Origin of the sequence: Chitinophaga sp. OAE865 (assembly GCF_040546735.1) — a bacterium.
GTDB lineage: Bacteria > Bacteroidota > Bacteroidia > Chitinophagales > Chitinophagaceae > Chitinophaga > Chitinophaga polysaccharea_A.
Window position 1 is genome coordinate 7786897 of record NZ_JBEPOF010000001.1, and the last position, 26499, is coordinate 7813395.

The following is a 26499-nucleotide window of genomic DNA, read 5'->3' on the forward strand; positions in this document are numbered from 1 at the left end:
AAGTCTATCCACTCCGAATATTTAATGAAATGATAAAAAAATGGCCGTTTTAAATAGCTAAATGTAATTTTTCAGTTAAAATGAACAATTTATTTGTATTTATAGCGATGTATGCGTTCTTTTGTGTAAAATAATTTACAGCATGACATCGTTACGTTTCAAAGCGCTGGAAGGATTAGCTGGCGTAGACTCCACTCTCACCGAACATAACGGTAAAATTACCGAAGTATTTGGCAGCAATGTTTTCTCTGGTAAAGTTGTTCGGGAATATCTGAGCGATGAGGCTTATAAGAGCCTGATGAACTCTGTTAAAAATGGCACCAAGCTGGAACGTAAGATGTCCGAGCAGATCGCTTCCGGCATGAAGGCATGGGCAATGAAAAAAGGTGTAACACACTACACACACTGGTTTCAGCCACTGACCGGCACAACCGCAGAGAAGCACGACTCATTTTTCACTTTGAAAGGTGATGGTACTGCACTGGAAACATTTGATGGCGACGCACTGGTACAACAGGAACCAGATGCCTCCAGCTTCCCTAACGGCGGCCTGAGAGCTACCTTCGAAGCCCGTGGCTACACTGCCTGGGATCCTTCCTCTCCTGCTTTCATCCTGGAGCAGAATTATGGTAAAACACTTTGCATCCCTACCATCTTTGTTGCCTACACCGGCGAATCCCTGGATTACAAGGCGCCGCTGCTGAAAGCGCTGGCTGCTATGGATAAAGCTGCAGTAGACGTATGTAACTATTTCGATAAGAACGTTACCAAAGTAACCGGTACCCTGGGTTGGGAACAGGAATACTTCCTGGTAGATGAAACTATGGCTAACGCCCGTCCGGATCTGATCATGACAGGCCGTACCGTAGTAGGTCATGCTCCTTCCAAAGGACAGCAGCTGGAAGACCACTACTTCGGCGCCATTCCTGAGCGCGCTTATGCTTACATGCGCGATTTCGAAGTAGAATGCTACAAACTGGGTATTCCTTTAAGAACCCGCCACAACGAGGTAGCTCCTTCCCAGTTCGAGTGCGCTCCAATATTTGAAGAAATAAACATCGCAGTAGACCACAACTCCCTGCTGATGGATGTAATGAATAAAGTGGCAAAACGTCACAAACTGAAAGTGTTACTGCACGAGAAACCTTTTGCAGGCATCAACGGTTCCGGTAAACACAACAACTGGAGCATGTCCACCGATACCGGTGTAAACCTGCTGGCTCCCGGTAAAACTCCGAAGACCAACCTGATGTTCCTCACTTTCTTTGTGAACACCATTAAAGCGGTGCATGACTACGCCGACCTGATGAGAGCTGCTATTGCTTCTCCAAGCAACGACTTCCGTCTGGGCGCAAACGAAGCACCTCCTGCTATCATCTCCGTATTTACCGGTAAATACCTCTTTGATGTACTGCAGGAAGTTAAAAACCGTGTAAACAACAAGTTCGACGAACAGGATGAAGCTATCCTGAAACTGGATCTGCACCGTCATATTCCGGAACTGTTGCTGGATAACACCGACCGTAACCGTACTTCTCCTTTTGCTTTCACCGGCAACAAGTTCGAATTCCGCGCGGTAGGTTCTTCTGCCAACTGTGCTTCTGCAATGACCGTTCTGAATACAATCATGGCTAAAACCCTGGTTGACTTCAAAGCCGAAGTAGATGCACTGATCGAAAAAGGCGAGAAAAAAGAGATTGCGATTATGCAAACTCTTCGGAAATATATTGTAGATTCGGAAAAAATACTGTTCGAAGGCGACGGATACAGCGAAGAATGGGAAAAAGAAGCTGAAAGAAGAGGTTTACCAAATGTAAAAACCACTCCTAAGGCACTGGATGCAATGGTTACGCCAAAAGCAACCAAACTCTATGCTGAAACCGGCGTTTACAACGAAAAAGAACTGCACGCACGCCACGAAATACTGCTGGAAGATTATGTGAAGAAAGTGCAGATCGAAGCCCGCGTTATCGGCGACCTCGCTACCAACACCATCCTCCCGTCTGCTATCAGCTACCTGAACGATCTCGTAGCCAATATCAACGGTCTGAAAGGAATTGGCCTGGGTGAGGAATCTGTAAAAGCTCAAAAACAAATTGCTGGTAAAATAGCTGAACATATTAACGTAATCAGTGAGAATGTACAGGCTATGATTGAGGCCCGTAAGGTAGCTAACAAGCTTACCGACAGCCGTCAGAAGGCGATTGACTACTGTGAAAAAATTAAGCCGTACTTTGATGTTATCCGCTACCACTCCGATAAACTGGAGTTCCTGGTGGACGACAAAAAATGGGCACTGCCTAAATACAGAGAGCTGCTTTTCTTGCGATAAAACCGTAAGATTGTTTTGGTGTATGATTAGCCCCGGATCTTCATCCGGGGCTTTGTTTTTTTTACCTGTAATCCGTATTAATAAAAAAGTCCTCCTGATCAGATCAGGAGGACTTTCAATAGTATATCCGTTACCGTTATACCAGCTTAAATGTTTCTGTGAACTTGGTGGTAAAGTTTCCTTTACGGAAGTTCTCATCACGCATCAGCTGCTGGTGGAAAGGAATCGTTGTTTTCACGCCTTCAATTACAAACTCGCTCAATGCGCGTTCCATAGTGTTGATCGCTTCTTCGCGTGTTTGCGCCATGGTGATGATCTTTGCTACCATGGAATCATAGTAGGGCGGGATTACATAACCGGCATAAATGTGAGAATCCACTCTCACGCCATGACCGCCGGGAATATGCAGGGTAGTGATCTTACCGGGGGAAGGACGGAAATCGTTGTAGGGATCTTCGGCGTTGATACGGCACTCGATGGCGTGCATCTGTGGCGTATAATTTTTTCCGGAGATGGGAATGCCTGCAGCAATTTTAATCTGTTCCTTTACCAGGTCGAAGTTGATCACTTCTTCTGTAACCCCGTGCTCTACCTGGATACGGGTGTTCATTTCCATGAAGTAGAAGTTGCGGTGCTTGTCTACCAGGAACTCGATAGTACCCACGCTCTCGTAGTTGATAGCGCTGGCAGCCCTGATAGCGGCATCGCCCATTTTCTCACGCAGTTCAGGTGTCATGAACGGGGAAGGTGATTCTTCCACCAGTTTCTGGTGACGGCGCTGGATAGAGCAGTCCCTTTCACTGAGGTGGCACACTTTGCCGTATTGGTCGCCCGCTACCTGGATTTCAATATGACGGGGCTCTTCCACGAATTTCTCCATGTAAATACCGTCGTTACTGAAGGAAGCACGGGCTTCATTTTTAGCCATGTTATAAGCATTCTCGATCTCGCTTTCTTCCCATACCACACGCATACCTTTACCACCGCCACCGGCAGTAGCTTTGATGATCACCGGAAGACCCATGCTTTTTGCGATGGATTTTGCTTCTTCCACGCTCTGGAGCAGGCCCTCTGAACCAGGAATAACCGGTACACCGGCGGCAATCATAGTTTCCTTGGCAGTCATCTTATCACCCATTTTGCGGATCATATCCGGGGTGGGGCCGATAAACTTAATGCCATGTTCACCACAGATTTCGGCAAACCGGGCATTCTCAGCCAGGAATCCATAACCAGGGTGGATAGCATCTGCATTGGTGATTTCTGCAGCAGCCATCAGGTGAGGGATGTTCAGATAAGACTCCGAGCTTTGTGGCTTACCTATGCAAACTGCTTCATCGGCAAACTTCACATGCAGGCTGTCTTTATCTGCCGTTGAATAAACTGCTACCGTTTTAATACCCATTTCCTTACAGGTACGGATAATCCGGAGGGCAATTTCACCACGGTTGGCAATCAATATTTTTTTGAACATTGTTTTCCTTATAAGTTAATAATAGCTGTTAGCTTTTAGCGGTTAGCCTTTAGCCATCAGTGCACTACCATGGGTAAGACTGAAAGCTAAAGGCTAACGGTAAAGGCTATTATTACGGTTCAACTAAAAATAAAGGTTGATCATATTCTACCGGAGAAGCGTCGTCTACCAGTACTTTTACGATTTTCCCGCTCACTTCACTCTCTATTTCGTTGAATAACTTCATTGCTTCGATGATGCATACCACTTTACCCGGAGCAACTTCGTCACCAACATTTACGAATGGTGCTTTATCTGGGCCGGCGCTGCGGTAGAAGGTACCGATCATGGGAGATTTGATGGTTACCAGGTTATCTGCTTTGGCAGGAGCAGCAGGTGCGGCAGCCACGGGTGCTGCGGTGGACGGAGCTGCTGCAGGAGCTACAGCGGCTACTGCCTGTACAGGCGCCACGGGTGCAGGAACGGCGATTACCTGCTGAACTTCATTATCCTTCTGCTTTATTGTAATCTTAAACTTGTCCTGTTCAATGCTCAGTTCACTGATATTTGATTTGTTGATCATTTTTACCAGTTCCTGAATCTGTTTAAAGTCCATGTAGACAGTTTTTGGTTTAGAAATATATAGAATATGACAAATACTTTTTAACGCATTCAGGAACTTTGTTTCAGAAAGATCTCCCTTCGGAAACAAAATTCCTATTCTCCGAAAACCAGTATTTCAGAAATGCTTTATGCTTTTACTCTTTCAATGTATTCACCATTCTTGGTGTTCACACGGATCAGTTCACCCTCGTCTACAAACAGCGGAACCATAACAGTGGCGCCGGTTTCAACGGTAGCAGGTTTCAGGGTACGGGTTGCCGTATCGCCTTTTACCCCGGGCTCGGAGTAAGTTACCTGCACCACAATTTTATCGGGTAATTCAACCGCCATGTACTGATCTGTTTCTGTGTTGATCTGTACACTTACTTCCTGGCCTTCTTTCAGGAACTGAGGTGCATCGATAGCTGTTTCCGGCATAGCGATCTGCTCAAATGTTTCATTGTCCATGAAGTTGTAGCCGGTATCATCTTTATATAAATACTGAAAAGCCTTCTTTTCAATACGGATAGGAAAGATAGTATCACCTGAGTTCCAGGTGTGCTCAATAGAACGGCTATTGTCAACGCCCTTCAATTTAGCCCAAACCTTTGCGGCTGCACGGGCGGTTTTATTCTGACCAAACTCTACAACAGAATACAAACTGTTATCCAGTTTGATGATTAATCCTGTTCTGATATCTGCGGTGGTAGCCATAAATAGGTTACTTGATTTTAAGTTAAAAATTTATACGGATTGCAAAAGTAAAAATTTTCGCATATGAACAAGCAACTAATTCCCAAAATTAGAGAGATTAGTCCCTTTTCGGCTCAATTTTCGTCTTTTTTATTCAAATAATGACATTTATCCGGTATTTTTAAACTCAAATCAAGAAACTTTTATAAGTATGCGCTACGTGTTTTTAGTTATTTTAAGCTGTTTTCCCGTGTTTTTGATGGCCCAGACGCCCGCTAATACCAGCACCAAACCACCTTATTTACAATACCCTGTCATCCCTGCTTTCCCGCTCAGTCTTGCCGATGGTCATACAATTACCAAAAACGACCTGAAAAGAAATGAGAAGACTATGCTCTTCGTTTTCAGCGTTGACTGTGATCACTGCAAACACCTCACCGAGGAAATGCTAAAAAATATAGACAAGTTCAAAAAAACACAGATCGTAATGGTAACTCCCTTTAAAGTGGAGCAGATGAAAGAGTACTACGATCATTACAAGATCCAGAACTATCCCAACATTATCATGGCCAGTGAGCCCACCCGCCAGATCATGTATTTTTATGACCTTCATTACTTCCCTGGCCTGTATATATATAATAAGAAACAACAGTTTGTAAAGGGTTTTGAAGGAACAGCAAAACTTGATTCACTGCTGTTTTACCTCAACAAATAATGCTTTGTGAAAATGTAGCTGCCAGCGGATTATTGTAGTGCCGAATCATTACATTTGTTTAATCACATTCATTCTTCACTTTTAAAGCTAAAGACAAAATGAAAGTTACAGTAGTAGGAGCCGGGAATGTAGGCGCAACGTGTGCCAATGTACTGGCCCACAGAGATTTTCTGCAGGAGGTGGTTTTATTGGATATTAAAGAAGGAACGGCTGAAGGTAAGGCGCTGGATACATGGCAACAGGCTCCCATTGATTATTACAGCACCAAAATTACAGGGGTGACCAACGATTACACCAAAACCGCGAACAGCGATGTGGTGGTGATCACTTCCGGGCTTCCCCGTAAACCAGGCATGAGCAGGGACGACCTGATCTCTACCAATGCCAATATTGTGAAATCGGTTACCGAAAATATTACAAAACATTCTCCGGATGCCATCATCATCATTGTAAGCAATCCGCTGGATGTAATGACCTATTGCAGCTACCTCACGGCTAAAAAGGACAGCAGCAAAGTATTTGGTATGGCCGGCATCCTTGATACCGCCCGCTACCGCGCTTTCCTGGCCGATGAAATAGGCTGCTCACCAAAAGATATCCAGGCTATCCTCATGGGTGGCCATGGCGATACCATGGTTCCCCTGCCGCGTTATACCACCGTTAGCGGTATCCCTGTAACAGAGCTGGTAGCCAACGACAAGCTGGAAGCTATTATCCAGCGTACCAAAGTAGGTGGCGGTGAAATCGTGAACCTGCTTGGCACTTCCGCCTGGTATGCCCCGGGCGCCGCAGCTGCCCAGATGGTGGAAGCTATTGTAAAAGATGAAAAACGCATTTTCCCCGTTTGCGCATGGCTTACCGGCCAATACGGGCTGAAAGATATTTACCTGGGCGTACCCGTAGTATTGGGTAAGAAAGGTATTGAGAAGATCATCGAACTGCAGCTCAATGATGCTGAAAAAGAATTACTGAATACCTCCGCACAACACGTGAAAGAAGTAATGGACGTGCTGGACAAAATGCAGTCTGCCACCGCATAGCGATCGCCTTCGGGCGATGGAAATTGTCTTGGAGCAGGATTAGACTGATTAACCGTGATTATTCTGATTGGATTATATTTGATTTTTAAATGATTAAGGGAGATAGAAGTGGATATTCGCTTCTATCTCCCTTAATCATTTAAAAAAATTCCCGAAAATAAAATCAAGGTAATCATGGTTAATCAGTCTAATCCTGCTCCAAGACAATTTCCATCGCCCGAAGGCGATCTTGAACATAAATCCGCATTTATTCGTAATTTTACCCCATTCCCGAAACGGGCTAAAACAGTATAAATGAAGCAGTTCTAAATAGTTTCATAAAATTTGGTTTAACTCTGAATGTATGTCTAACCTGGAAAAACTGATTACGCAGAAAACATTTGAAAGCGAAAATCAACGTGGCCTGATCAGCCTGATTTTCATTGGTAACTGGATAACGTCGCGCCACCAGCAATTCTTTAAGCGCTATGGTATCACCATGCAGCAGTTCAACATACTGCGGATCCTCCGTGGGCAACACCCCCAGGCGGCAAGCATCAATGTGTTGAAAGAAAGAATGCTGGATAAAATGAGCGATGTATCCCGCCTTGTGGAACGGCTTCGCAAAGCAGACCTTGTGGAACGGAAAAACAGTGAAATGGACAGGCGCGCCGTGGATGTCCGCATCAACGACAAAGGGCTGGAACTGCTGAAATTAATAGATACAGAAATCAGGCAACTGGATAACACCCTTCAGTCGTTAAACGAAAAGGAAGTCATCCAGCTGAATAAGTTACTGGACAAAATGCTGGACAGCTATCATTGATTAAATCTCTTCCAGGTAATTAAGATCTTTGCCAAACGTTTCTTCCACCTTCCAGGCAGTAATCAACGCAACTCCGATACAAATCACCGCCACAATAGCCCCGCTTTGAAGGAAAGTAAAATATTTCTGTATTTGTATAAATAAGATAGAGATCAAAGGTAGCATCCCTCTTGCAAAATTCGGAACAGTAGTAGCCACGGTGGCCCGCAGATTGGTACCAAAGCTTTCGGCTGCAATCGTCACAAAAATTGCCCAGAACCCAACGCTGAAACCAAGTATAAAACATACGGTGTAAAACACCCAGGTTTCCACACCATGCAGGTTTAAGTATACAGCTACCATAATACCTGTAAGCACCAGGAATAACAGCATCACCTTCCTGCGGCTTTGCCATAACTGGCTGATAAGCCCGGAAGCGAAATCGCCCAATACCAGCCCTGCATAACAAAATGCGATGGCATCGCCAGGATTAATGGCGCCCTTTACTCCCATCAGGGTGGCGAACTTATTGGAAAAAGCGATGAGTATACCTACCACAAACCAGGTAGGGGTGCCCAGCAGCATACATTTCAGGTATTTAATAAACCGCTCGCGGTTGGTGAACAACGCTACAAAACTCCCCCTGGACGCGGTAGACGTTTTCACTGCATTAAACATTTGCGATTCCATAACGCTCACCCGCAGGATCAGCAAGCCCAGTCCCAAACCGCCACCAATGAAATAACAGATCCGCCAGTCGCCCACCAGCTTTGCAATCAGGTTGGCAGCCACCGCCCCGGACACGCCTACTGTGGCCACAATCATAGTACCATACCCCCGCTTCTCCTTTGGCAGGATCTCCGACACCAGTGTAATACCTGCACCCAGTTCTCCCGCCAACCCGAAGCCGGCCACAAAGCGCCATAGTACATACCCGTTGATGCCCTGCACAAAGCCATTGGCGATATTGGCCACGGAATAAATGAGGATAGAACCGAACAATACGCTCAGGCGGCCTTTTTTATCTCCGATAATACCCCAGAAAATACCTCCCACAAGCAATCCCACCATCTGGATATTGATAAGCAGCATACCGGCGCCGGCATCAATTTCACTCTGGGGCAATCCCAGCGATTTTAAACTTGGTACCCTTACAATAGTAAACAGCAGGAGATCATAAATATCCACGAAATAGCCCAGGGATGCCACTATTACGGCGATATTGAAAATAGAGACGGAACTTTTGTCGGCTTTCATTTTGTTTGGTTGTCGATAACGGGAATAAAAAAAAGGGCCTTTTAAGAAGGCCCTTTTAAAGATATAAAAAAATTATATTGGAGAATCAGTTTTTTCTGGTTCAGCGGTAGTAGCCGCATGCTGTGGTTTTACTTTACCAAATATCACCTTGATCAGTACCGGCAACGTGGTGATCAGTACTATTACCAGGATGATCAGTTCCAGGTGCTCCTTCAGGGTAGGAAAAGCCTTATCCAGATAGTGCCCGGCCAGCATCATGGAAAATACCCAGGCAAAGGAACCGATGATATTAAAGAACATAAATTTCTTGCCATCCATACCCACAATACCTGCCACTATAGGTGCAAAAGTACGGATGATAGGGAGGAAGCGGGCAAAGAAGATAGCGCCGCCGCCATATTTTACAAAGAAATCATGGGCCTGGTGCAGGTGTTTCTTCTTGAAAAAGAATGTATCCTTCTTCTTAAATAACAAAGGGCCGGACTTTTTACCAAACCAGAAGCCTACCATGTTTCCCAGCACACCGGCGGTGGCAATCAGGAACATGATCACCACAAATGGAAGATTAAAGAAGCTGTGGCAAAGGTCTTCGCTGTAGATGCCCGCTACAAAGAGCAGGGAATCCCCCGGCAGAAAGAATCCTATGAAGAGGCCTGTTTCTGCAAAAATAATTGCCAGTAACAGGTAAAGTCCACCATGTTCAATAATCCACGAGGGATTAATGAGGTGTTTAAAAAACTCAATAATCTGGTCCATGCTAAATACGCTATTTCTATTTCTGAAGTGGTAAAATAATCAATAAACTGTTACGCATTTGTTAAGTTAGGCTTTGGCAGTAACTTCTGCTGATGGTGCAAGTTTATTTTCCCATCTGGAAACAACGGCGGTGGCCATTGCATTTCCGATAACATTGGTAGCCGAACGGCCCATATCCAGCAGGTGATCTACTCCCAGCAACAGGATAAGCCCGGCTTCGGGGATCTTGAACATCGAGAGTGTACCGGCTATTACCACCAGCGATGCACGGGGCACGCCCGCAATCCCTTTACTGGTGATCATTAATACCAGCAACATCGTGATCTGCTGATCAATACCCAGGTGCATACCATATGCCTGGGCAATAAACAAACTGGCAAAGGTCATATACATCATCGAGCCATCCAGGTTAAAGGAATAGCCGAGCGGTAATACAAAGCTAACAATACGGCTGTCGCAGCCAAATTTTTCCAGCTCTTCCATGGTGCGCGGATACGCGGCCTCGCTGCTGGCAGTGCCAAAAGCCAGCAACAGCGGATCTTTGATCATCCCCAGTAACCTGAATACCCGTTTGCCCAGGATCAGTCCTCCTACCAGGGAAATAACCACCCACAAACAAACCAGCCCAAAATAAAACTGTAGGATGAATTTACCATAAGTTACCAATACAATGGGGCCTTTCAGTGCAATGATACCCGCCATGGCGCCAAATACCGCGAAGGGGGCAAAGTTCATTACAAAACCGGTCACTTTCAGCATGATATAAGCCACACTGTCGAGCAGCTTTACCACGGGGGTGGCCTTTTCGCCAATGGCTGCCGCCGCTACCCCAAAGAATATGGCAAATACCACGATCTGCAGTATTTCATTATGGGCCATTGCATCTACCACGCTGTCCGGTACTACGTGCCGGAAAAAGCCTTTGAGGGTCATATCTGCCTTGGCAATGCCGGAAGAAGCATGTTCATCGGGCAGGGGCAACGACAGGGATAATCCTGGTTTCAACAGGTTAACCAGTACCAGGCCTAAAAACAATGATACAAATGTTGCACTGATAAACCACAGCATTGTTTTGCCGCCAATGCGGCCAACAGCTTTTATGTCGCCCAGCTTGGCCACTCCTACCACGAGGGTGGAGAATACCAGCGGGGCAATGATCATTTTAACAAGGCGAAGGAAGATATCTGTCAGGATGGAGATGTTATCAGCGAAGATCTGCGGGGTATCCTTGGTTCCTGTGGTGGCAGGAGCATTGCCATAGGCAAGGAAAACACCATAGCCAGTGCCTATTCCGATTACCATAGCAATGAAAATATATAATGTGAGCAGATTCGATGATTTCTTCATGCTTAGACAGAATTTATCTTGTAATAATTAAAAGTTGTAACCGGAAAATTTATCAAAAATAAGGTTAAGCAGCTAAAGATGCGCTTTGGCAGGCAAAATAAAAGTATCTGTTTTTGATTTTAGATATTATATTTGGCGATCAACAGAACAACAACAAACTAAACTACCTTAATTAAAACATCAACCACAATACGACTGCGTATGAGCAAACTCTTTGCTAAAAAACAACTGTCTGTTTTAATGGCCGAAGCTGGAGAATCTGAAAAGGGTCTGAAAAGGACACTTGGTGCAGGTTCTCTTATAGCATTAGGTATTGGCGCTATTATTGGCGCCGGTCTTTTTGTAAGAACGGCTGCTGCTGCAGGCCAGCATGCCGGACCTGCCGTTACTATTTCCTTTATTATTGCTGCTATAGGTTGCGCGCTGGCGGGTTTATGCTATGCCGAATTTGCTTCCATGATTCCTATTGCGGGAAGCGCCTATACTTATTCCTATGCAACACTGGGAGAGTTTATTGCCTGGATCATTGGCTGGGACCTTGTACTGGAATATGCACTGGGCGCAGCTACGGTGGCCATCGGCTGGTCGCAGTACCTGAATAAGCTGCTTACCAATGTATTTCATGTCACCATACCTTACCAGTGGTGCCATAGTCCGTTTGAAACCTCTGATGCTGGTGTACAGGGCATTATGAATGTTCCGTCTGTGTTTATCCTCCTGGCGCTCACTTTGTTGCTGATCAGGGGTACACAGGGTTCGGCCATTGTGAATAACATCATTGTTATTACCAAAGTGGCCATCGTAATGTTGTTCATCTTCCTGGGATGGAAATTCATCAACCCTGCTAACCACACACCTTTTACCATTCCTGCAGATGCCGGTACCGTAAAAATGCACAATGGCCAGGTGGTAGATTACTCTAACTTCTGGAACCATGGCTGGGCGGGCGTGCTCAGGGGGGCTGGTGTGGTATTTTTTGCCTTTATTGGTTTTGATGCAGTATCTACTGCTGCACAGGAAACCAAGAATCCAAAAAGGAATATGCCCATCGGTATCCTTGTATCACTGGCTATCTGTACATTGTTATATATCCTGTTTTCTTTTGTGCTGACAGGTATTGCACCTTTTACCGACTTCCTGAAAGCCGGTGGTGAAGCATCCGTGGCTTACGCGATTGACACTTATATGCCTGGCTACTCCTGGTTGTCGACCTTCATTACAGTGGCTATCCTTGCGGGTTTTTCCTCTGTTATACTGGTGATGTTGCTGGGGCAGACAAGGGTGTTTTACTCCATGAGTAATGACGGCCTGGTACCATCTGTATTTGCCAAGCTGCACCCAAAATACCGCACGCCTTACCGCTCACAGTGGATGTTCTTTGTATTTGTATCCCTGTTTGCGGCCTTTATTCCAGACAATGTGGTGGGCGATATGACCAGTATCGGTACCCTGTTTGCCTTTGTACTGGTGTGTTTCGGCATTATTGTAATGCGCAGAACCAACCCGGAAATACCACGTGCCTTTAAAACGCCGTGGGTACCGATCATTCCTTTACTGGGAGCGGCTTTCTGTCTTACTATGATCATCAGTTTAGGCATAGAAAACTGGGCGCGGTTGTTTGTATGGCTGGGCATAGGTTTTGTGGTTTATTTCGGGTACAGTGTAAAACACAGTAAGGCCCGTAAAATGCAGGAATAAATAACCGGAAGTAAAATTTCCGGAGATGATATAAGCGGAGAACAGAACGAAGGATTTCCCCCCGTTTTGTTCTCCGCTTTAGTTAAAATCAGGTAAATCCGCTATTCCGGTACCTGAAAATCCTTATTTTTGCGTTCTGTTTTTAAAAGTCACTATAATATATACCACTCCAATGGGAAGAATATTTGAAGTAAGAAAATCGACCATGTTTGCCCGCTGGGATAAGATGGCGAAAGCATTTTCAAGAATAGGTAAGGAAATAGCCATTGCCGTAAAGGCGTCTGGTCCTGATCCGGATAATAACCCCGCACTCCGTCGCTGCATTCTCAACGCGAAGAGTGTTAACATGCCTAAAGACCGTGTGGACGCAGCTATCAAGCGCGCCATGGGGAAAGATAAAACTGATTATGAAGAAGTGGTTTATGAGGGTTATGCCCCTCACGGAGTGGCGGTAATGATTGATACGGCTACTGATAATACCACCCGCACTGTTGCCAACCTGCGTATGCACTTTACAAAAGGCGGTGGTAGCCTGGGTAACAGCGGATCTGTTGGATTTTTATTTAACCGCGTAGGTGAGTTCAAAGTAAAGAATGCCGGCCAGGACCTGGAAGAACTGGAACTGGAACTGATTGATTTTGGTTTGGAAGAAATAGGGGAAGACAGTGAAGGTAATATCATTATCCGCGCGGCGTTCACAGAATTTGGCAATATGGCCAAAGCCCTGGAAGAGAAAGGCCTGGAAGTGATCAGCTCAGAGCTGAAACGTATTCCGACCACTACTGTTGAGCTGAATGAAGAACAGGCAAAAGAGGTGCTGGAGCTGGTAGACCGTTTGGAGCAGGATGAGGATGTACAGCAGGTTTTCCACAATCTGAGATAAGATATCATTGGATATAAAAAGAGAAACGTCCGCTATTAAGGCGGACGTTTTCATTTGATGCGGTTAACCTTCTAAACCAAAAACAGCTAAACCTTAGCGATGGTGTGTGTGCGTCCCAGGTCATCTGCGATGAACATGAGCCCCTTACCGTGGTAGGTTTCAAGTTTTACGGCAGGGTCTTGCGCAATGTGTTTACGAAGACGGGTCAGATAAACGTCCATCACACGTGAAGCGAAAAAATCTTCCTGTCCCCAGATAACAGACAGGATATCATCTTTCTTTAGTTTTTTGTTTGAATTTTCGCATAGAAAGCGAAGCAACTCCGCTTCTTTTGGGGCCATACGAACATGGGAGTCGGCATCTTTATGCCTGATATGATATTGTGAATAGTCGAAGATCAGGTTGCTGATGGTGTATACAACACGGCGTTCGCTTTTCAGGAGGCGGCTGCGTTTCAGGTATACCTCCACCCTGCAGATCATTTCCTGCATATTGAAAGGCTTGGTGATATAATCATCTGCCCCTGCTTCAAAGCCCTGCAGCCTGTCCTGCTCCAGGTAACGGGAAGAAGTGAAGATGATGGGAATGTTTTCATCCATAGAACGGATATCGCCGGCAAGGGTAAACCCGTCTTTTTTGGGCATTACCACATCCAGTATGCACAGGTCAAATACATGTTTCTGGAATTTTTCCCAACCTTCCTGGCCGTTTTCGCAGAAGTTGACATTATAACCGGCGCGCTCGAGGTGTCTTTTTACCACCTTGGCAAAAAATACATCGTCCTCTACCAAAAGAATGCTTGATTGCATGTAACGTTGGTTTTAAGCGAATGAATAGATTTTAGTTGTACATGTACCTTTATATATAAGTGTAGCTGGTACCTTTATCCAAAAATAAATAACATAATCATAATGCAGGCCATCCATCCTATTCACTTCTGAGTGTATCATTCATTTCAACCATTCGGTTACATGGTATACCCCAAAGCCCATTATTTTCTGTTTGCACTCTTCTTACTAATAACCTGTTTATTCGCTTAACGGGTAATCCTAATTGATAATATTTTTAGGATTTCCTTCGAGGAAGGCTTTAACGTTCTCTACAGAGGTATGCATCAGTCTTTTCCGGGCTGCCTGTGTGGCCCAGGCAATATGCGGGGTAATAATGGTATTTGGCGCATTTATCAGAGGATTTGCGGCTGGCGGCGGTTCTGCGGACAATACATCCAGTGCTGCGCCGGCAATAATTCCTTTCTCCAGGGCATGGGCCAGGTCGGCCTCCCTGATCAGCGGGCCCCGGCTGGTATTTATCAGGAAAGCATTCTTCTTCATGGTACCCAGTAAGCCGGCGTTTACAAACTCTTTGTTGGCAGGGTTCAGCGGGCAATGCAGCGAAACAATATCCGCCTCCCGGAAACAGGTGGCCAGGTCTACAAAATCAACACCTGGCATAGCGTCTCTTTCAGGATGCTTATGATTGGCAATCACCTTCATCCCAAATGCCAGCGCAATACGGGCCACGGCCTGTCCTATCTGTCCCAGCCCCACAATCCCCAGCGTACTGCCGGCCAGCTCTGTAAGCGGTGTTTTCCAGTAACTGAAATCAATACTGCTGCTCCACTCCCCTGCCCTTACGCTCTCTGCATGCAAACCGGTATGGTGACATAATTCAAGGATCAGCGCAAAAGTCAGCTGGGCTACAGATGTTGTACTGTAAGCCGGCACATTTGTTACCGGGATGTTCTTTTTTCTTGCTTCCAGGATATCCACTATATTGAAGCCTGTAGCAGTTACGCCAATATACTCCAGTTGCTGCAGCTGCCGGATGGTTTCCCCGCTTACAATCGCTTTATTGGTCAGTATAATATGCGCATCCTTTGACCTTGCCGCTACTTCGTGCTCAGGCGTGCGGTCGTAGAATGTTACATTGCCTAATGCCTGTAACCCGCTCCAGTCGAGGTCCCCGGGGTTCAGGGTATGTCCGTCCAGTACTACGATGTTTTTCATGGTCTTCGTTTTATGAAACAAGATACATCATACATGAAATAATCATTAACTCCGCTCGCATCTCTTTTCGCATACAAAAAATCAGGTCACCTTTGCAGCGCCATAATAGCACGATACTCCAGCTAATTTAAGAAGCCGCCATTCCAGCAGATAAAACGCTGTTATGGTGGCTTCGCCTATTAAAGGAAAAGCCGGTCCCTGTTAAGGATACCGGCTTTTGTATGATTTAAGGATGCAACTATTCCTGCATCATCTCCATAATTACTTTTACTACATCTTCTGTATTGGGCTTGGAGAAATAATCCCCGTCGGAGCCGTATGCCGGCCTGTGCGCCTGTGCGCTCATAGTGCGCGGAGCAACGTCCAGCCAGCGGTAGCCGCCCTGCTTTTCAATTACTTCCTGGAACATATAGGCAGTACCGCCTCCAGGCACATCCTCATCTACAAAGAGGATCCGGTTTGTTTTCTGCAACGACTTCACAATACTGTGATGAATATCGAAAGGCAGTAAGGTTTGCACATCAATGAGCTCACAGGAGATACCTGTTTCTGTTAATGTTACCATTGCTTCTTCCACGATACGGGTCATTGAGCCGTAAGTAACGATGGTCACATCTGTTCCTTCATGCAATATTTCCGGAATGCCCAATGGCACTGTATACGTTTCAAGGTTAGCCGGCAATTTTTCTTTCAGGCGGTAACCGTTTAGAGATTCAATTACCAGTGCGGGCTCATTGGCCTGCAGCAGGGTGTTATACATACCGGCTGCCTGTACCATGTTACGCGGCACGCATACATGCATACCTCGAAGGGAATTGATGATCATGCCCATTGGCGATCCGCTGTGCCAGATGCCTTCCAGGCGATGGCCACGGGTGCGTACTATCAGCGGGCAATACATAATTCCTTTGGTGCGGTACTGCAGGGAAGCCACATCGTCGCTGAGTGGTTGCAGCCCGTACAACAGGTAATCAAGGTACTGGATTTCAGCAATGGGGCGCAGGCCGCGTAATGCGAGCCCTATACCTTGTCCTATGATGGTTAACTCGCGGATACCGGTATCGGCTATACGTGTTTTACCATGTTTCTGCTGTAATCCGGCAAAGCCCTGGTTTACGTCGCCAATTTTTCCCACGTCTTCACCGAAAGCAAATACGCGTTCATTATTGGTGAACAGCTGATCAAAATATTTATTCAGTATTTCGTACCCGTTTACGGTAATGCTGTTTGTGTCATATGCTGCAGGTACTACCGGTACATTCAGTGCAGAGTTAACGCCGGTAGCGTGAAGCAGCGTATTATACACTTCTTTTTCTGCTGCCAGGTAAGCATCATAATATTGTTGTAATGCCTGCACAGCGGGCGCTGATTTCAGGTGCCGGTGTTTCAGCAGGATCATAGCGCCAGCCTTCAGGATATCGCGGCGAAGCGGCTCACGGTTGTTCTGAAGATCGCGGATATACGTATTCACCGTATTGGCATCTGCGCCTGCAATGTCTGCAACAGGTGCAGCCAGTGTTACAAACAACTGCACCTGTTCTTTGATCGGTGTAATATATTTTTCCCAGGCTGCTTTACGGGCTTCCTGCGCTTTTACTTTTGCTTCTGCTTCAACGGCCAGCAGGGTTTCTTCATCGCACAAAGCATTTTCGATGATCCAGGAGCGCATCTTCACATTACAGTCGAACTCCCGCTCCCAGGCAAGACGTTCCTTGCTTTTATACCGTTCGTGTGAGCCGCTGGTAGAGTGGCCCTGGGGCTGTGTGATCTCTTCCACATGAAACAGCGCAGGAGTATGCGTTTCACGGATCTTCCGGATAGCCGCTTCAAATACTTCACACATGCCGGCATAATCCCAGCCTTTTACATTGTATATATCAAAGCCGTTGGATTCTTCGGTTTTACGGAAGCCTTCCAATGCTGCGCTGATAGATCCTTTGGTGGTCTGATATTTACGGGGTACGGAAATACCATAACCATCATCCCAAACAAAAACGGCGAGTGGAACCTGCAAAACACCAGCGGCATTCATGGTTTCCCAGAAATGTCCTTCCGACGTAGAGGCGTCACCGATAGTAGCGAAACAGATTTCGTTACCGTTGTTGGAGAGATGTTTATATTGATGTAAGGTTTCCACCTCACGAAACATTTTAGAGGCAAAGGCGAGGCCCAGTGCGCGGGGCATCTGCGCGGCTGTGGGGGCCATATCAGCTGCAGAGTTTTTCATTTGGGCCAGAGGAAGCCAGTTGCCATCCTGATCAAGATTAGGTGTGGCATAATGAGAGTTCATCTGTCGTCCGCCTGAAAATGGATCATTTTTCAGATCAGGATCTGCATATAACTGCGAGAAGAATTGTTCGGGAGTGGCAATACCAGTGGCAAATGCAACAGTTTGATCGCGGTAATAACCGGAACGGAAGTCCCCTGGCTGAAAGTATTTTGACATTGCTATCTGCGCCACTTCTTTTCCATCTCCAAAAATGCCAAACTTTGCTTTACCTGTAAGCACTTCCTTACGGGCCAGCAGACTAACTTCCCTGCTTTCGCAGGCCAACCTGTAATCATTAAGCACTTCCTTGCGGAACTCTTCGAATGACAACCGGCTTTCTAAATTCATAGCTAGTTCGTTATTTTCTATCATGCCTCATGGTTAAAGTACAAAAGTAAGGTTAATTATACAGTTGAAAAATGCTGTAGATCTTTCATTTAAAATAATCTGATTTTTTTTAATAAGATTTTAATAAATTGTAAGGTTTATAATGCTTTTTGGCTGTAAATTTGTTCTAACCAAGAAAGATATCAATATTTTTTAACCGGTCTCTTTAAAACCATCATATGAAAATGAAAAAATTTATCTTATCCCTGTTTGCTAGCATGCTGCTGACCACTGCTTTGTGGGCTCAAACCGCTACTACACAGAATCCAGCAGATACCAAAGTAAAATTTGCCAAAGAAACGGTTGATTTTGGTAAAACTGAGTTAAACAAGCCAGTTACCGTTGATTTTGAATTCACTAACATTTCCAAAGAACCGGTGCTGATTGAAGCAGCCCGCGCCAGTTGTGGTTGCACTACTCCAAAATGGACACAGGAACCTATTTTACCTGGTAAAAAAGGAAAAGTAACCGCGAGTTACAGTGCAAATGGTTTAGGTCAGCAGAATAAAACCATCTGGGTAAAGTTCAGAGGCGTGGATCAGGACAAAGAACTGCACCTGACAGGTACAGTTGGTTCCAACAATAAATAATTACCACACTTTAAACATACTAAGACCTTACAGCATAATGCTGTAAGGTTTTTTTGTTGCCCATCGTATCCCCTATCTTTGCACAGCAAAAGATCAAAACAATTTTATGCCTACCATTAGCCAGAGAGGTGAGCAAATGCCGCCTTCTCCCATCAGAAAGCTTGTACCATTCGCCGAAGCAGCCAAGAAAAAAGGGGTGAAAGTATACCACCTGAACATCGGCCAACCAGACATCGAAACCCCTAAACCCGTACTGGATGCGGTACGCCATTCCGAATTCAGGATCCTGGAATACAGTCACAGCGCAGGTTTTGAGAGTTACCGCCGTAAGCTGGTTACTTATTACAGCCGTTTTGATATTGCGGTGAACCATAACCAGATCATTGTTACCACCGGCGGTTCGGAAGCCATCATATTTGCCTTTATGGCCTGCCTGGATCCGGGCGACGAGGTGATTGTTCCGGAACCTTTTTACGCCAACTATAATGGTTTTGCCGTAGAAGCGGAAATAAAGATCAAAACCATTACTTCCAGTATTGAAACCGGCTTTGCACTACCGGCGATGGCTGATTTTGAAAAGGCCATTACCCCACGTACCAAAGCTATCATGATCTGTAATCCCAATAACCCCACCGGTTATCTTTACAGCCGGGAAGAACTGGAAGTATTGAAACAGCTTTGCCTGAAATACAACCTGTTCCTCTTCTCCGACGAGGCTTACCGGGAGTTTTGCTATACAGGAGAACATTTTTCGGCGATGAACCTGGAGGGTATGGAAAACAATGTGATCCTGTTGGATACCATTTCCAAAAGATACAGTGCATGCGGAGGCCGCATTGGGGCCTTTGTTACCAAAAACCAGCCGGTACTGGATGCCGTAATGAAATTTGCCCAGGCGCGCCTGAGCCCTCCTACTTTTGCGCAAATAGCCGGGGAAGCTGCGGTGGATCTGCCAACCGATTATTTTGATGGTATTAAGGCGGAATATCTTAGCCGCCGCGACATCCTGGTAAAAATGCTGAATGAGATCCCCGGGGTATTTTGTCCTAATCCGGGTGGTGCTTTCTATGCCATGGCCAGGCTGCCAATTGACGATTCAGACAAATTCTGCCAATGGATACTGGAATCTTTCTCATATGAAGGGCAAACGGTAATGATGTCGCCGGCAACCGGCTTTTATGCTACGCCAGGATCAGGGAAGAATGAAGTGCGGCTGGCTTATGTATTAAATACAACAGACATTCGTCACGCAATGGTCTGCCTGGAAAAGGCTTTGGAAATATATCCGGGTAGAATTTCCAAATAATTTTGCTCAAATAATTAAAGATAAAATCCGGGCAGTAAGTCTTTAAGTACATTATAATAAATTCTATATATGTTTTTTTAAGAAAAAAGCAATTATTTAACACTCACTACTTGGATTTTTGATATTTTGTTTCGTATATTTGATGTAGAAATAACAACAACGACAAAAATTATTTAATTATAAAAATATTTACAGATACGATAGATCGCAAAATCTAAACTTGTTTAAGAAAAATTTAACCTGCATTATTTCTTATAACGTTTATTTGGTCCGACCTTTGAATTATAAAAGCAAGAAGATTTATCAGTCTTCTGTAAAACTCAAAGATTAACTAAAACGTTTTAGCAAAATATCGTATTTTTGTATCAGTTTTTCATAACGTGGAATTTATAAAGGCAAACGGCTCTGATCACAGAGCCGTATTTTTTTGCCCTATCCCCTCGTTCAACGTTGAAAAATCAGTTGTATTTATAAATATTCTTAAAATATTCCCTTTCGCGTTTACCTTTTTTCTATAATATTGTTATGTAATAAAACGGGCGGGGTTACCAGCGCTTTGGCAATGGTAGTATCCGTTTGTTTTCATAACGTGGAATTTTAAAATGCAAACGGTCCCGATTCCTCGGGACCGTCTTTCATTTAAGCAGATATATGGCGGCCTTTTCAGGCCGGTATGTTAAGCTTTGTTTGCTTTGATCATCTCAAAGAAATCATCGAACAGGTAGCGGCTATCGAAAGGCCCGGGAGTTGATTCCGGGTGATACTGTACACTGAACGCAGGTTTATTCCTGATACGGATTCCTTCTACGGAGTGATCATTCAGGTTTACATGGGTTACTTCCACGTTCTCGCTGGCTGCAACCGCTTTTGCATCTACTGCAAAACCATGGTTCTGGGTAGTGATCTCACACAAACCTGTTTTCAGGTTCTTCACCGGGTGGTTTAAACCGCGGTGGCCGTGGTGCATTTTGTAAGTAGGTATATCATTGGCGAGTGCCAGCAGCTGATGCCCGAGGCAGATACCAAACATTGGTCTTTCTGCAGCCAGGATCTTCTTTACAGTATCAACGGCATAAGTCAGCGGAGCCGGATCACCAGGGCCGTTAGAGATAAAGTAAGCATGTGGCTTAAATTCCTCGCAAACTTCAAAAGTTGTGTCCGTTGGGAATACCTGCAGGTAGGCACCCTTTTCTGACAGGCATTTCAGCATATTCCTTTTCACTCCGTTATCGAGTACAGCAATACGGATCTCCGCAGCCGGATCACCCACATTGTAAGCTTCAGGGGTGGTCACGTCCTTACAGAGGGCAAGTCCTTCCATGGAAGGAACCTTTGCCAGTTCCGCTTTCAGCTGATCAATATCCAGGATGGAGGAAGAAATAATGCAATTCATAGCACCCTTGCTGCGAATGTGGGAAACGAGCGCACGGGTATCTACATCATAAATGGCTACCAGGTCATTATCGGTCAGGAACGTTTCCAGTGACCCATCGGCCATTTTCCTGGAATAGTTGTGCGCGATATTTTTAGCGATCAAACCGTTGATCTTTACACTGCTGCTCTCTACGTCATCCTTCTTGGTGCCGTAGTTCCCGATGTAGCAGTTGTTCATTATAAGTACCTGTCCTTTATAAGAAGGGTCCGTAAACACTTCCTGGTAACCCGTCATACCGGTATTGAAAGCTAATTCACCGGCGGCTGTGCCAATTTTTCCAAAAGCTTTTCCCTGAAAAACCGTACCGTCTTCTAACAGCAGTATGGCAGGTTGGATGGTTCTTGTCTGAGGCATTTCTGGTATCTGTCTTGTTTTATATTTTAAAAAAAACCTTCAAGGGTACAAAATGCCCTGAAGGTTCGGATAAAAAACCGTGCAAAGTTATGAAATGCAACAGTTAAATACAGATTTTTTTTACCGGAAAGGAAATGTTATTTAATTTTCACGGATTTGAGCACCCGTTGTGCCACCTGGCGGCCCACGGGATCGTCTTCACGGTAATTGATCTGGATCTGCCAGCGGTTGCTTCCCTTGATCATTACCAGGTTACAAAATGCCAGGCGGATACCGCCTTTATACAGGTAATTCCCCTCCTCCAGCACTCCCTGCATACCGGAAATGAGCACTGGTACAGATTTACAGTCCATTTCTGTAGCCGTTTCCTTTAGCTGCATACTTTTATGCGAAGCTGCTACTGCTTCTTCCAGGCTGTTGGCCACATTACTGATATAACTGAACATATTTACAGCAATGCGAATGCCTCCTCCATCTTCATTGCTATAGGTTTTCGCATATTCTATCACTTTTGCGTCCTCTTCCTCCAGCGGCTGATCATGTACCCACAGTTTTACAGGCGTGCTGATTTCCAGGGCCTGGCGCCCTATAGTGGCAGTATGCCAGGTGCTGTACAAACTGGATGGCGATACCTTAGGATACAGGAAAGTAAACATCGCCCTTTTTCCAAACAAGCTACCTGTAACAGCAACCAATATAAAAACAAGGGAAAAGAAAAGAATGATCTTTCCCTTATTGGCTGTTTGCAACTGGTGCTTTATCCAATACAGCGGGCCTGTGTTTGTTTTTTCTTTCAGGGAGACGCCAACTGAGTGGCAGTACTCCGGGAATGTAGCCATTGGATGCTGCTTTTGCCAGCTGGTAAAGCTATGCGGGAGCTTCTTGCCACAGGTATCACAAAAAGTAAGGTATTCAGATGTAAGCGGGTTAGGATGACCACAATTATCACAATGCAGGTATTTCATAGGGATACTCATTAAAGCTGGTGTAATATTACGAAATATATGCATTTATTAGTGCATAAAAAAGGACAAAGCCAGGCTTTGTCCTTTTCGTATCGTTTGATATAAGATTACTCAGCAGATTTTTCTTCTGTAGCAGTATCAGCAGCTTTAGTTTCAGTTGCTTCTTCTGCTTTCTTCTTAGCACCACCGGCACGACGGGTTTTCTTAGCAGCAGCTTTTTCTTCTGTTTTACCGTAGATTTCGTTAAAGTCTACCAGTTCAATCAGAGCAACTTCTGCGTTATCGCCCACACGTTTACCCAGTTTAATGATACGGGTGTAACCACCAGGACGGGTAGCTATTTTTTCGCTGATCGTTCCGAACAGTTCCTTGATAGCTTCTTTATCCTGCAGGTAGCTGAACACAATTCTACGGTTGTGGGTAGAATCGGTTTTGCCTCTTGTCAGCAGCGGCTCAACATACACACGGAGAGCTTTCGCTTTAGCGAGTGTAGTGGTGATACGTTTGTGGCTGATCAGTTCGCAAGCCAGATTGGACATCAGGGCTTTACGATGAGAAGCCGTTCTGCTTAATTTGTTTAATTTAACTCCGTGACGCATGACATTTTTGTTTTAACCCTTACACCGTGTCAGGAATTGTAAGGTACTTGTTAATTATAAAGTAGTTAAGCCAAAGCGATGCGGGTGCAACGGCTTTGGCTTAACAGATAAAATACTATTCTTCTTCAAGTTTCAGTTTAGACAGATCCATACCAAAGTGCAGACCTCTTTCGCCTAATACCTGTTCAATTTCGCTGAGTGATTTCTGGCCGAAGTTTCTGAACTTCATCAGTTCTTCCTGTTCGTATTGTACCAGTTCGCTGAGGGAATTGATTTTGGCAGCTTTCAGACAGTTGAAAGCACGTACGCTCAGATCAAGATCTTCGAGTGGTGTTTTCAGTATCTTACGCAGTTGCAGTGTTTGTTCATCTACAACATCTTCTTTTTCAGTGTCTTTGGTATCAAAGCTGATGTTTTCATCAGTGATGATCATCAGGTGCTGAATCAGGATGCGGGATGCTTGTTTTACAGCTTCTTCCGGGTGGATGGTACCGTCTGTGATCACCTCCATAACGAGTTTCTCATAGTCAGTTTTTTGTTCCACACGGGTGTTTTCTATACTGTACTTTACGTTTTTGATAGGCGTAAAGATAGAGTCGATCGCAATGTAGCCAAATACTGCATCTTTGGGTTTATTTTCCTCAGCTGGAACATAACCACGGCCTTTACCGATAGTCAGTTCGATATCCAGCTTGGCAGAAGGGTCCAGGGTGCAGATCAACAGTTCCGGATTCATAATCTGGAAAGCGCTGGTGGCTTTTTCAATCATATCAGCGCGGAACTCTGTTTTACCTTTAATGGACAGTGTGATCTTTTCGTTCGTTACATCACTCTCAGAAATCCTCTTGAAGCGAACTTGTTTCAGGTTCAGGATGATTTCAGTAACGTCTTCAGTAACACCTTTCAGTGTAGCGAACTCGTGATCGGCTCCTTCAATTTTAATACCCACAATGGCATAGCCCTCCAAAGAAGACAACAGTACGCGACGTAACGCATTACCGACAGTCACAGCATAACCTGGTTCTAATGGACGGAATTCGAATTGAGCTTCAAAGTCGGTAGACTTCTGCAATACGATCTTATCAGGTTTCTGGAAATTTAAAATTGCCATTGATATGATAGATTTATTTGTTAAATATGAGGTTAGTCCATGACCTTTTGGCCATGGACTAATTATTTATTACTTAGAGTACAATTCTACGATCAGTTGTTCCTTGATGTTTTCCGGAACGCTCTCTCTCTCAGGATAAGCAATGAATACACCTTTCATTTCTTTCTCGTTCCAATCCAACCAGCTGAATTTAGGATTTTTTCCACGGATAACGCTGGTCAGTGCAGAATTGTTTGCGGTTTTATTCTTCAGGCTGATAACGTCTCCTGGTTTCAGTTGGAAAGAAGGAGTGTTAACAACGATACCGTTAACAGTAACGTGTTTGTGAGAAACCAGCTGACGGGCAGCAGGACGTGAAGGAGCGATACCCAGACGGAAAACGGTGTTATCCAGACGGGCTTCGAGTAATTTGATCAATACTTCACCGGCAACACCTTTTCTGCGGGTAGCTTCATCAAACAGGTTACGGAACTGGCGCTCCAGCAAACCATAAGTGTATTTTGCTTTCTGTTTTTCTCTCAGCTGCAGTGCGTATTCGCCTAATTGTTTGCGTTTACGGTTAGCACCATGCTGACCCGGAGGGTTACTGTTCTTACTTAAATACTTGCCATTACCGAGAATGGGCTCACCAAAAATTCTGGAAATTTTGGTTTTTGGTCCTGTGTACCTTGCCATGTTTTAAATATACTTTAGATTTTTTAGTTAATGATGCATGCTCTTCAAAAAATCTGAAAACCTGATCATGCACCCATTTATTAATTATATTACAAAGTCCAGATACCAAACTTCTAATGAAATCTGGTATCTGGATGCTGTAAATATATATTACTATACTCTTCTCTTCTTAGGAGGACGGCAACCGTTGTGAGGTAAAGGCGTAACGTCTTTAATCATGTTCACTTCGATACCGGAGTTAGCGATAGCGCGGATAGCACTTTCACGACCAGCACCAGGGCCTTTTACAAATACATCTGCTCTTTTCAGACCTGAGTCCATTGCAACTTTAGCAGCATCCTGTGCAGCCAGCTGAGCAGCGTACGGAGTGTTCTTCTTAGAACCTCTGAAACCCATCTTACCAGCAGAAGACCAGGAAATAACCTGACCATGCTTGTTGGTGATGCTCACAATGATGTTGTTAAAGCTAGCAGAGATATGAACATCTCCGTAGTTATCTACCTTTACTACTCTCTTTTTATTAGCAGCAGTTTTTGTATTATTTGCTTTTGCCATAATGATTTAAATTCCAAATATGAAATTCCGCATCCCAAATTACACGACTCAAGGTCATTGAAACCCCTCAGATTCGGACTTGGGATCTCAACCTGGGATTTTATTTATTATTTCTTAGTTGCTTTTTTCTTACCAGCCACTGTCTTACGTTTACCTTTACGGGTACGGCTGTTGGTACGTGTACGCTGACCTCTTACCGGTAAGCCTTTCCTGTGACGTAAACCGCGGTAGCAAGCGATATCCAGCAAACGCTTGATATTCATTTGCACTTCGGAACGCAGTTGACCCTCTACCTTAAACTCACCGTTAATAATGTTACGGATGGCAGCCTGCTCATCATCATTCCATTCACGCACTTTTTTGTTTACATCAATTTCCGCCTTGTTCAGGATATATTGGGCGGTAGAACGGCCTATACCAAAGATATAGGTGAGGCCAATTTCTCCTCTTTTATTTTTAGGAAGATCTATACCGGCTATACGTGCCATATTTCTATTTTAGATTTTATGATTCTGATTAAAAAATCAAATTCCGTTAGGGGAACCGATTAACCCTGGCGTTGTTTAAAACGAGGATTCTTTTTGTTGATCACCAACAAAACACCTTTTCTACGAACTATTTTACAATCCGCACTTCTTTTTTTGATTGCAGCTCTTACCTTCATGATTAATACTTTATAAAAGGTT

General features: G+C 44.8%; 25 protein-coding genes. 8 read left to right on the plus strand and 17 right to left on the minus strand.

Annotated elements, in window-relative coordinates; translation table 11 throughout:
• The first annotated feature begins 142 nt into the window (after positions 1–142).
• A complete protein-coding gene (locus ABIE50_RS31035) occupies positions 143–2332 on the plus strand; it encodes a glutamine synthetase III family protein (RefSeq protein ID WP_209862954.1) in 2190 nt (729 codons plus the stop codon).
• Positions 2333–2468: 136 nt separating this feature from the next.
• Here ABIE50_RS31035 and accC read toward each other — a convergent pair whose 3' ends face one another.
• The 3 genes from accC to efp form a co-directional block, all read right to left on the minus strand.
• Positions 2469–3806: an acetyl-CoA carboxylase biotin carboxylase subunit gene (gene accC, locus ABIE50_RS31040; RefSeq protein ID WP_142686006.1), complete on the minus strand. Its 1338-nt coding sequence runs from the start codon at positions 3804–3806 to the stop codon at positions 2469–2471.
• Positions 3807–3918: 112 nt separating this feature from the next.
• Positions 3919–4401 (minus strand): acetyl-CoA carboxylase biotin carboxyl carrier protein, encoded by a 483-nt coding sequence (gene accB / locus ABIE50_RS31045; protein WP_142686005.1) that lies wholly within the window; start codon positions 4399–4401, stop codon positions 3919–3921.
• Between the two features lie 134 nt (positions 4402–4535).
• Positions 4536–5102, minus strand: coding sequence for an elongation factor P (gene efp, locus ABIE50_RS31050; RefSeq protein ID WP_142686004.1), 567 nt, complete (start codon positions 5100–5102; stop codon positions 4536–4538).
• A 238-nt stretch (positions 5103–5340) separates the two neighbouring features.
• On the opposite strand from efp, the gene ABIE50_RS31055 reads away from it, so the two are divergent.
• The 3 genes from ABIE50_RS31055 to ABIE50_RS31065 all read left to right on the plus strand — a co-directional run bounded on the left by ABIE50_RS31055 (position 5341) and on the right by ABIE50_RS31065 (position 7641).
• Positions 5341–5796: a peroxiredoxin family protein gene (locus ABIE50_RS31055; protein WP_209862957.1), complete on the plus strand. Its 456-nt coding sequence runs from the start codon at positions 5341–5343 to the stop codon at positions 5794–5796.
• A gap of 98 nt (positions 5797–5894) precedes the next feature.
• A complete protein-coding gene (mdh, locus tag ABIE50_RS31060) occupies positions 5895–6836 on the plus strand; it encodes a malate dehydrogenase (RefSeq protein ID WP_142686002.1) in 942 nt (313 codons plus the stop codon).
• A 343-nt stretch (positions 6837–7179) separates the two neighbouring features.
• A complete protein-coding gene (locus tag ABIE50_RS31065) occupies positions 7180–7641 on the plus strand; it encodes a MarR family winged helix-turn-helix transcriptional regulator (protein WP_142686001.1) in 462 nt (153 codons plus the stop codon).
• Here the strand turns inward: ABIE50_RS31065 and ABIE50_RS31070 are convergent, their stop codons facing one another.
• The 3 genes from ABIE50_RS31070 to ABIE50_RS31080 form a co-directional block, all read right to left on the minus strand.
• Complete coding sequence (locus tag ABIE50_RS31070) at positions 7642–8877, minus strand: MFS transporter (RefSeq protein WP_209862960.1); 1236 nt, start codon at positions 8875–8877, stop codon at positions 7642–7644. It lies immediately after the preceding gene.
• A 72-nt stretch (positions 8878–8949) separates the two neighbouring features.
• A complete protein-coding gene (locus ABIE50_RS31075) occupies positions 8950–9633 on the minus strand; it encodes a DedA family protein (protein ID WP_142685999.1) in 684 nt (227 codons plus the stop codon).
• Positions 9634–9699: 66 nt separating this feature from the next.
• Positions 9700–10980 carry a dicarboxylate/amino acid:cation symporter gene (locus ABIE50_RS31080; protein WP_209862963.1) on the minus strand — a complete coding sequence of 427 codons (1281 nt, stop codon included), beginning with the start codon at positions 10978–10980 and terminating at the stop codon, positions 9700–9702.
• A gap of 201 nt (positions 10981–11181) precedes the next feature.
• On the opposite strand from ABIE50_RS31080, the gene ABIE50_RS31085 reads away from it, so the two are divergent.
• Together ABIE50_RS31085 and ABIE50_RS31090 are read left to right on the plus strand one after the other, a co-directional pair.
• Positions 11182–12678, plus strand: coding sequence for an amino acid permease (locus ABIE50_RS31085; protein ID WP_209862967.1), 1497 nt, complete (start codon positions 11182–11184; stop codon positions 12676–12678).
• A gap of 172 nt (positions 12679–12850) precedes the next feature.
• Positions 12851–13561 carry a YebC/PmpR family DNA-binding transcriptional regulator gene (locus ABIE50_RS31090; RefSeq protein WP_142685996.1) on the plus strand — a complete coding sequence of 237 codons (711 nt, stop codon included), beginning with the start codon at positions 12851–12853 and terminating at the stop codon, positions 13559–13561.
• Between the two features lie 86 nt (positions 13562–13647).
• Here ABIE50_RS31090 and ABIE50_RS31095 read toward each other — a convergent pair whose 3' ends face one another.
• The 3 genes from ABIE50_RS31095 to ABIE50_RS31105 all read right to left on the minus strand — a co-directional run bounded on the left by ABIE50_RS31095 (position 13648) and on the right by ABIE50_RS31105 (position 18184).
• A complete protein-coding gene (locus tag ABIE50_RS31095; RefSeq protein WP_142685995.1) occupies positions 13648–14370 on the minus strand; it encodes a response regulator transcription factor in 723 nt (240 codons plus the stop codon).
• A gap of 240 nt (positions 14371–14610) precedes the next feature.
• Positions 14611–15567, minus strand: coding sequence for a D-2-hydroxyacid dehydrogenase (locus tag ABIE50_RS31100; protein WP_209862970.1), 957 nt, complete (start codon positions 15565–15567; stop codon positions 14611–14613).
• Between the two features lie 238 nt (positions 15568–15805).
• Positions 15806–18184, minus strand: coding sequence for an alpha-ketoacid dehydrogenase subunit alpha/beta (locus ABIE50_RS31105; RefSeq protein ID WP_354028259.1), 2379 nt, complete (start codon positions 18182–18184; stop codon positions 15806–15808).
• Positions 18185–18402: 218 nt separating this feature from the next.
• Here ABIE50_RS31105 and ABIE50_RS31110 point away from each other — a divergent pair, with 218 nt between their 5' ends.
• Together ABIE50_RS31110 and ABIE50_RS31115 are read left to right on the plus strand one after the other, a co-directional pair.
• On the plus strand, positions 18403–18813 hold the full coding sequence (locus tag ABIE50_RS31110) for a DUF1573 domain-containing protein (protein ID WP_354028260.1): 411 nt from the start codon (positions 18403–18405) through the stop codon (positions 18811–18813).
• A 106-nt stretch (positions 18814–18919) separates the two neighbouring features.
• Complete coding sequence (locus ABIE50_RS31115) at positions 18920–20119, plus strand: pyridoxal phosphate-dependent aminotransferase (protein ID WP_209862976.1); 1200 nt, start codon at positions 18920–18922, stop codon at positions 20117–20119.
• A 676-nt stretch (positions 20120–20795) separates the two neighbouring features.
• On the opposite strand, the gene carA is transcribed toward ABIE50_RS31115, so the two are convergent.
• The 8 genes from carA to rpmJ form a co-directional block, all read right to left on the minus strand.
• Entirely contained in the window at positions 20796–21908 is a 1113-nt protein-coding gene (gene carA, locus ABIE50_RS31120; protein ID WP_209862979.1) for a glutamine-hydrolyzing carbamoyl-phosphate synthase small subunit, read from the minus strand.
• A 137-nt stretch (positions 21909–22045) separates the two neighbouring features.
• Positions 22046–22873, minus strand: coding sequence for a zinc ribbon domain-containing protein (locus ABIE50_RS31125; RefSeq protein WP_209862983.1), 828 nt, complete (start codon positions 22871–22873; stop codon positions 22046–22048).
• A gap of 107 nt (positions 22874–22980) precedes the next feature.
• On the minus strand, positions 22981–23472 hold the full coding sequence (gene rplQ / locus ABIE50_RS31130; protein WP_142685988.1) for a 50S ribosomal protein L17: 492 nt from the start codon (positions 23470–23472) through the stop codon (positions 22981–22983).
• A gap of 115 nt (positions 23473–23587) precedes the next feature.
• Positions 23588–24583, minus strand: coding sequence for a DNA-directed RNA polymerase subunit alpha (locus ABIE50_RS31135; protein ID WP_079470750.1), 996 nt, complete (start codon positions 24581–24583; stop codon positions 23588–23590).
• Positions 24584–24652: 69 nt separating this feature from the next.
• Positions 24653–25258 carry a 30S ribosomal protein S4 gene (rpsD, locus tag ABIE50_RS31140; protein ID WP_079470751.1) on the minus strand — a complete coding sequence of 202 codons (606 nt, stop codon included), beginning with the start codon at positions 25256–25258 and terminating at the stop codon, positions 24653–24655.
• Between the two features lie 153 nt (positions 25259–25411).
• Positions 25412–25813, minus strand: a complete 402-nt coding sequence (gene rpsK / locus ABIE50_RS31145) for a 30S ribosomal protein S11 (RefSeq protein ID WP_079470752.1) — start codon at positions 25811–25813, stop codon at positions 25412–25414.
• Between the two features lie 107 nt (positions 25814–25920).
• Positions 25921–26301, minus strand: coding sequence for a 30S ribosomal protein S13 (rpsM, locus tag ABIE50_RS31150; RefSeq protein ID WP_079470753.1), 381 nt, complete (start codon positions 26299–26301; stop codon positions 25921–25923).
• Positions 26302–26360: 59 nt separating this feature from the next.
• On the minus strand, positions 26361–26477 hold the full coding sequence (gene rpmJ / locus ABIE50_RS31155) for a 50S ribosomal protein L36 (RefSeq protein WP_073083232.1): 117 nt from the start codon (positions 26475–26477) through the stop codon (positions 26361–26363).
• Positions 26478–26499 lie beyond the last annotated feature (22 nt).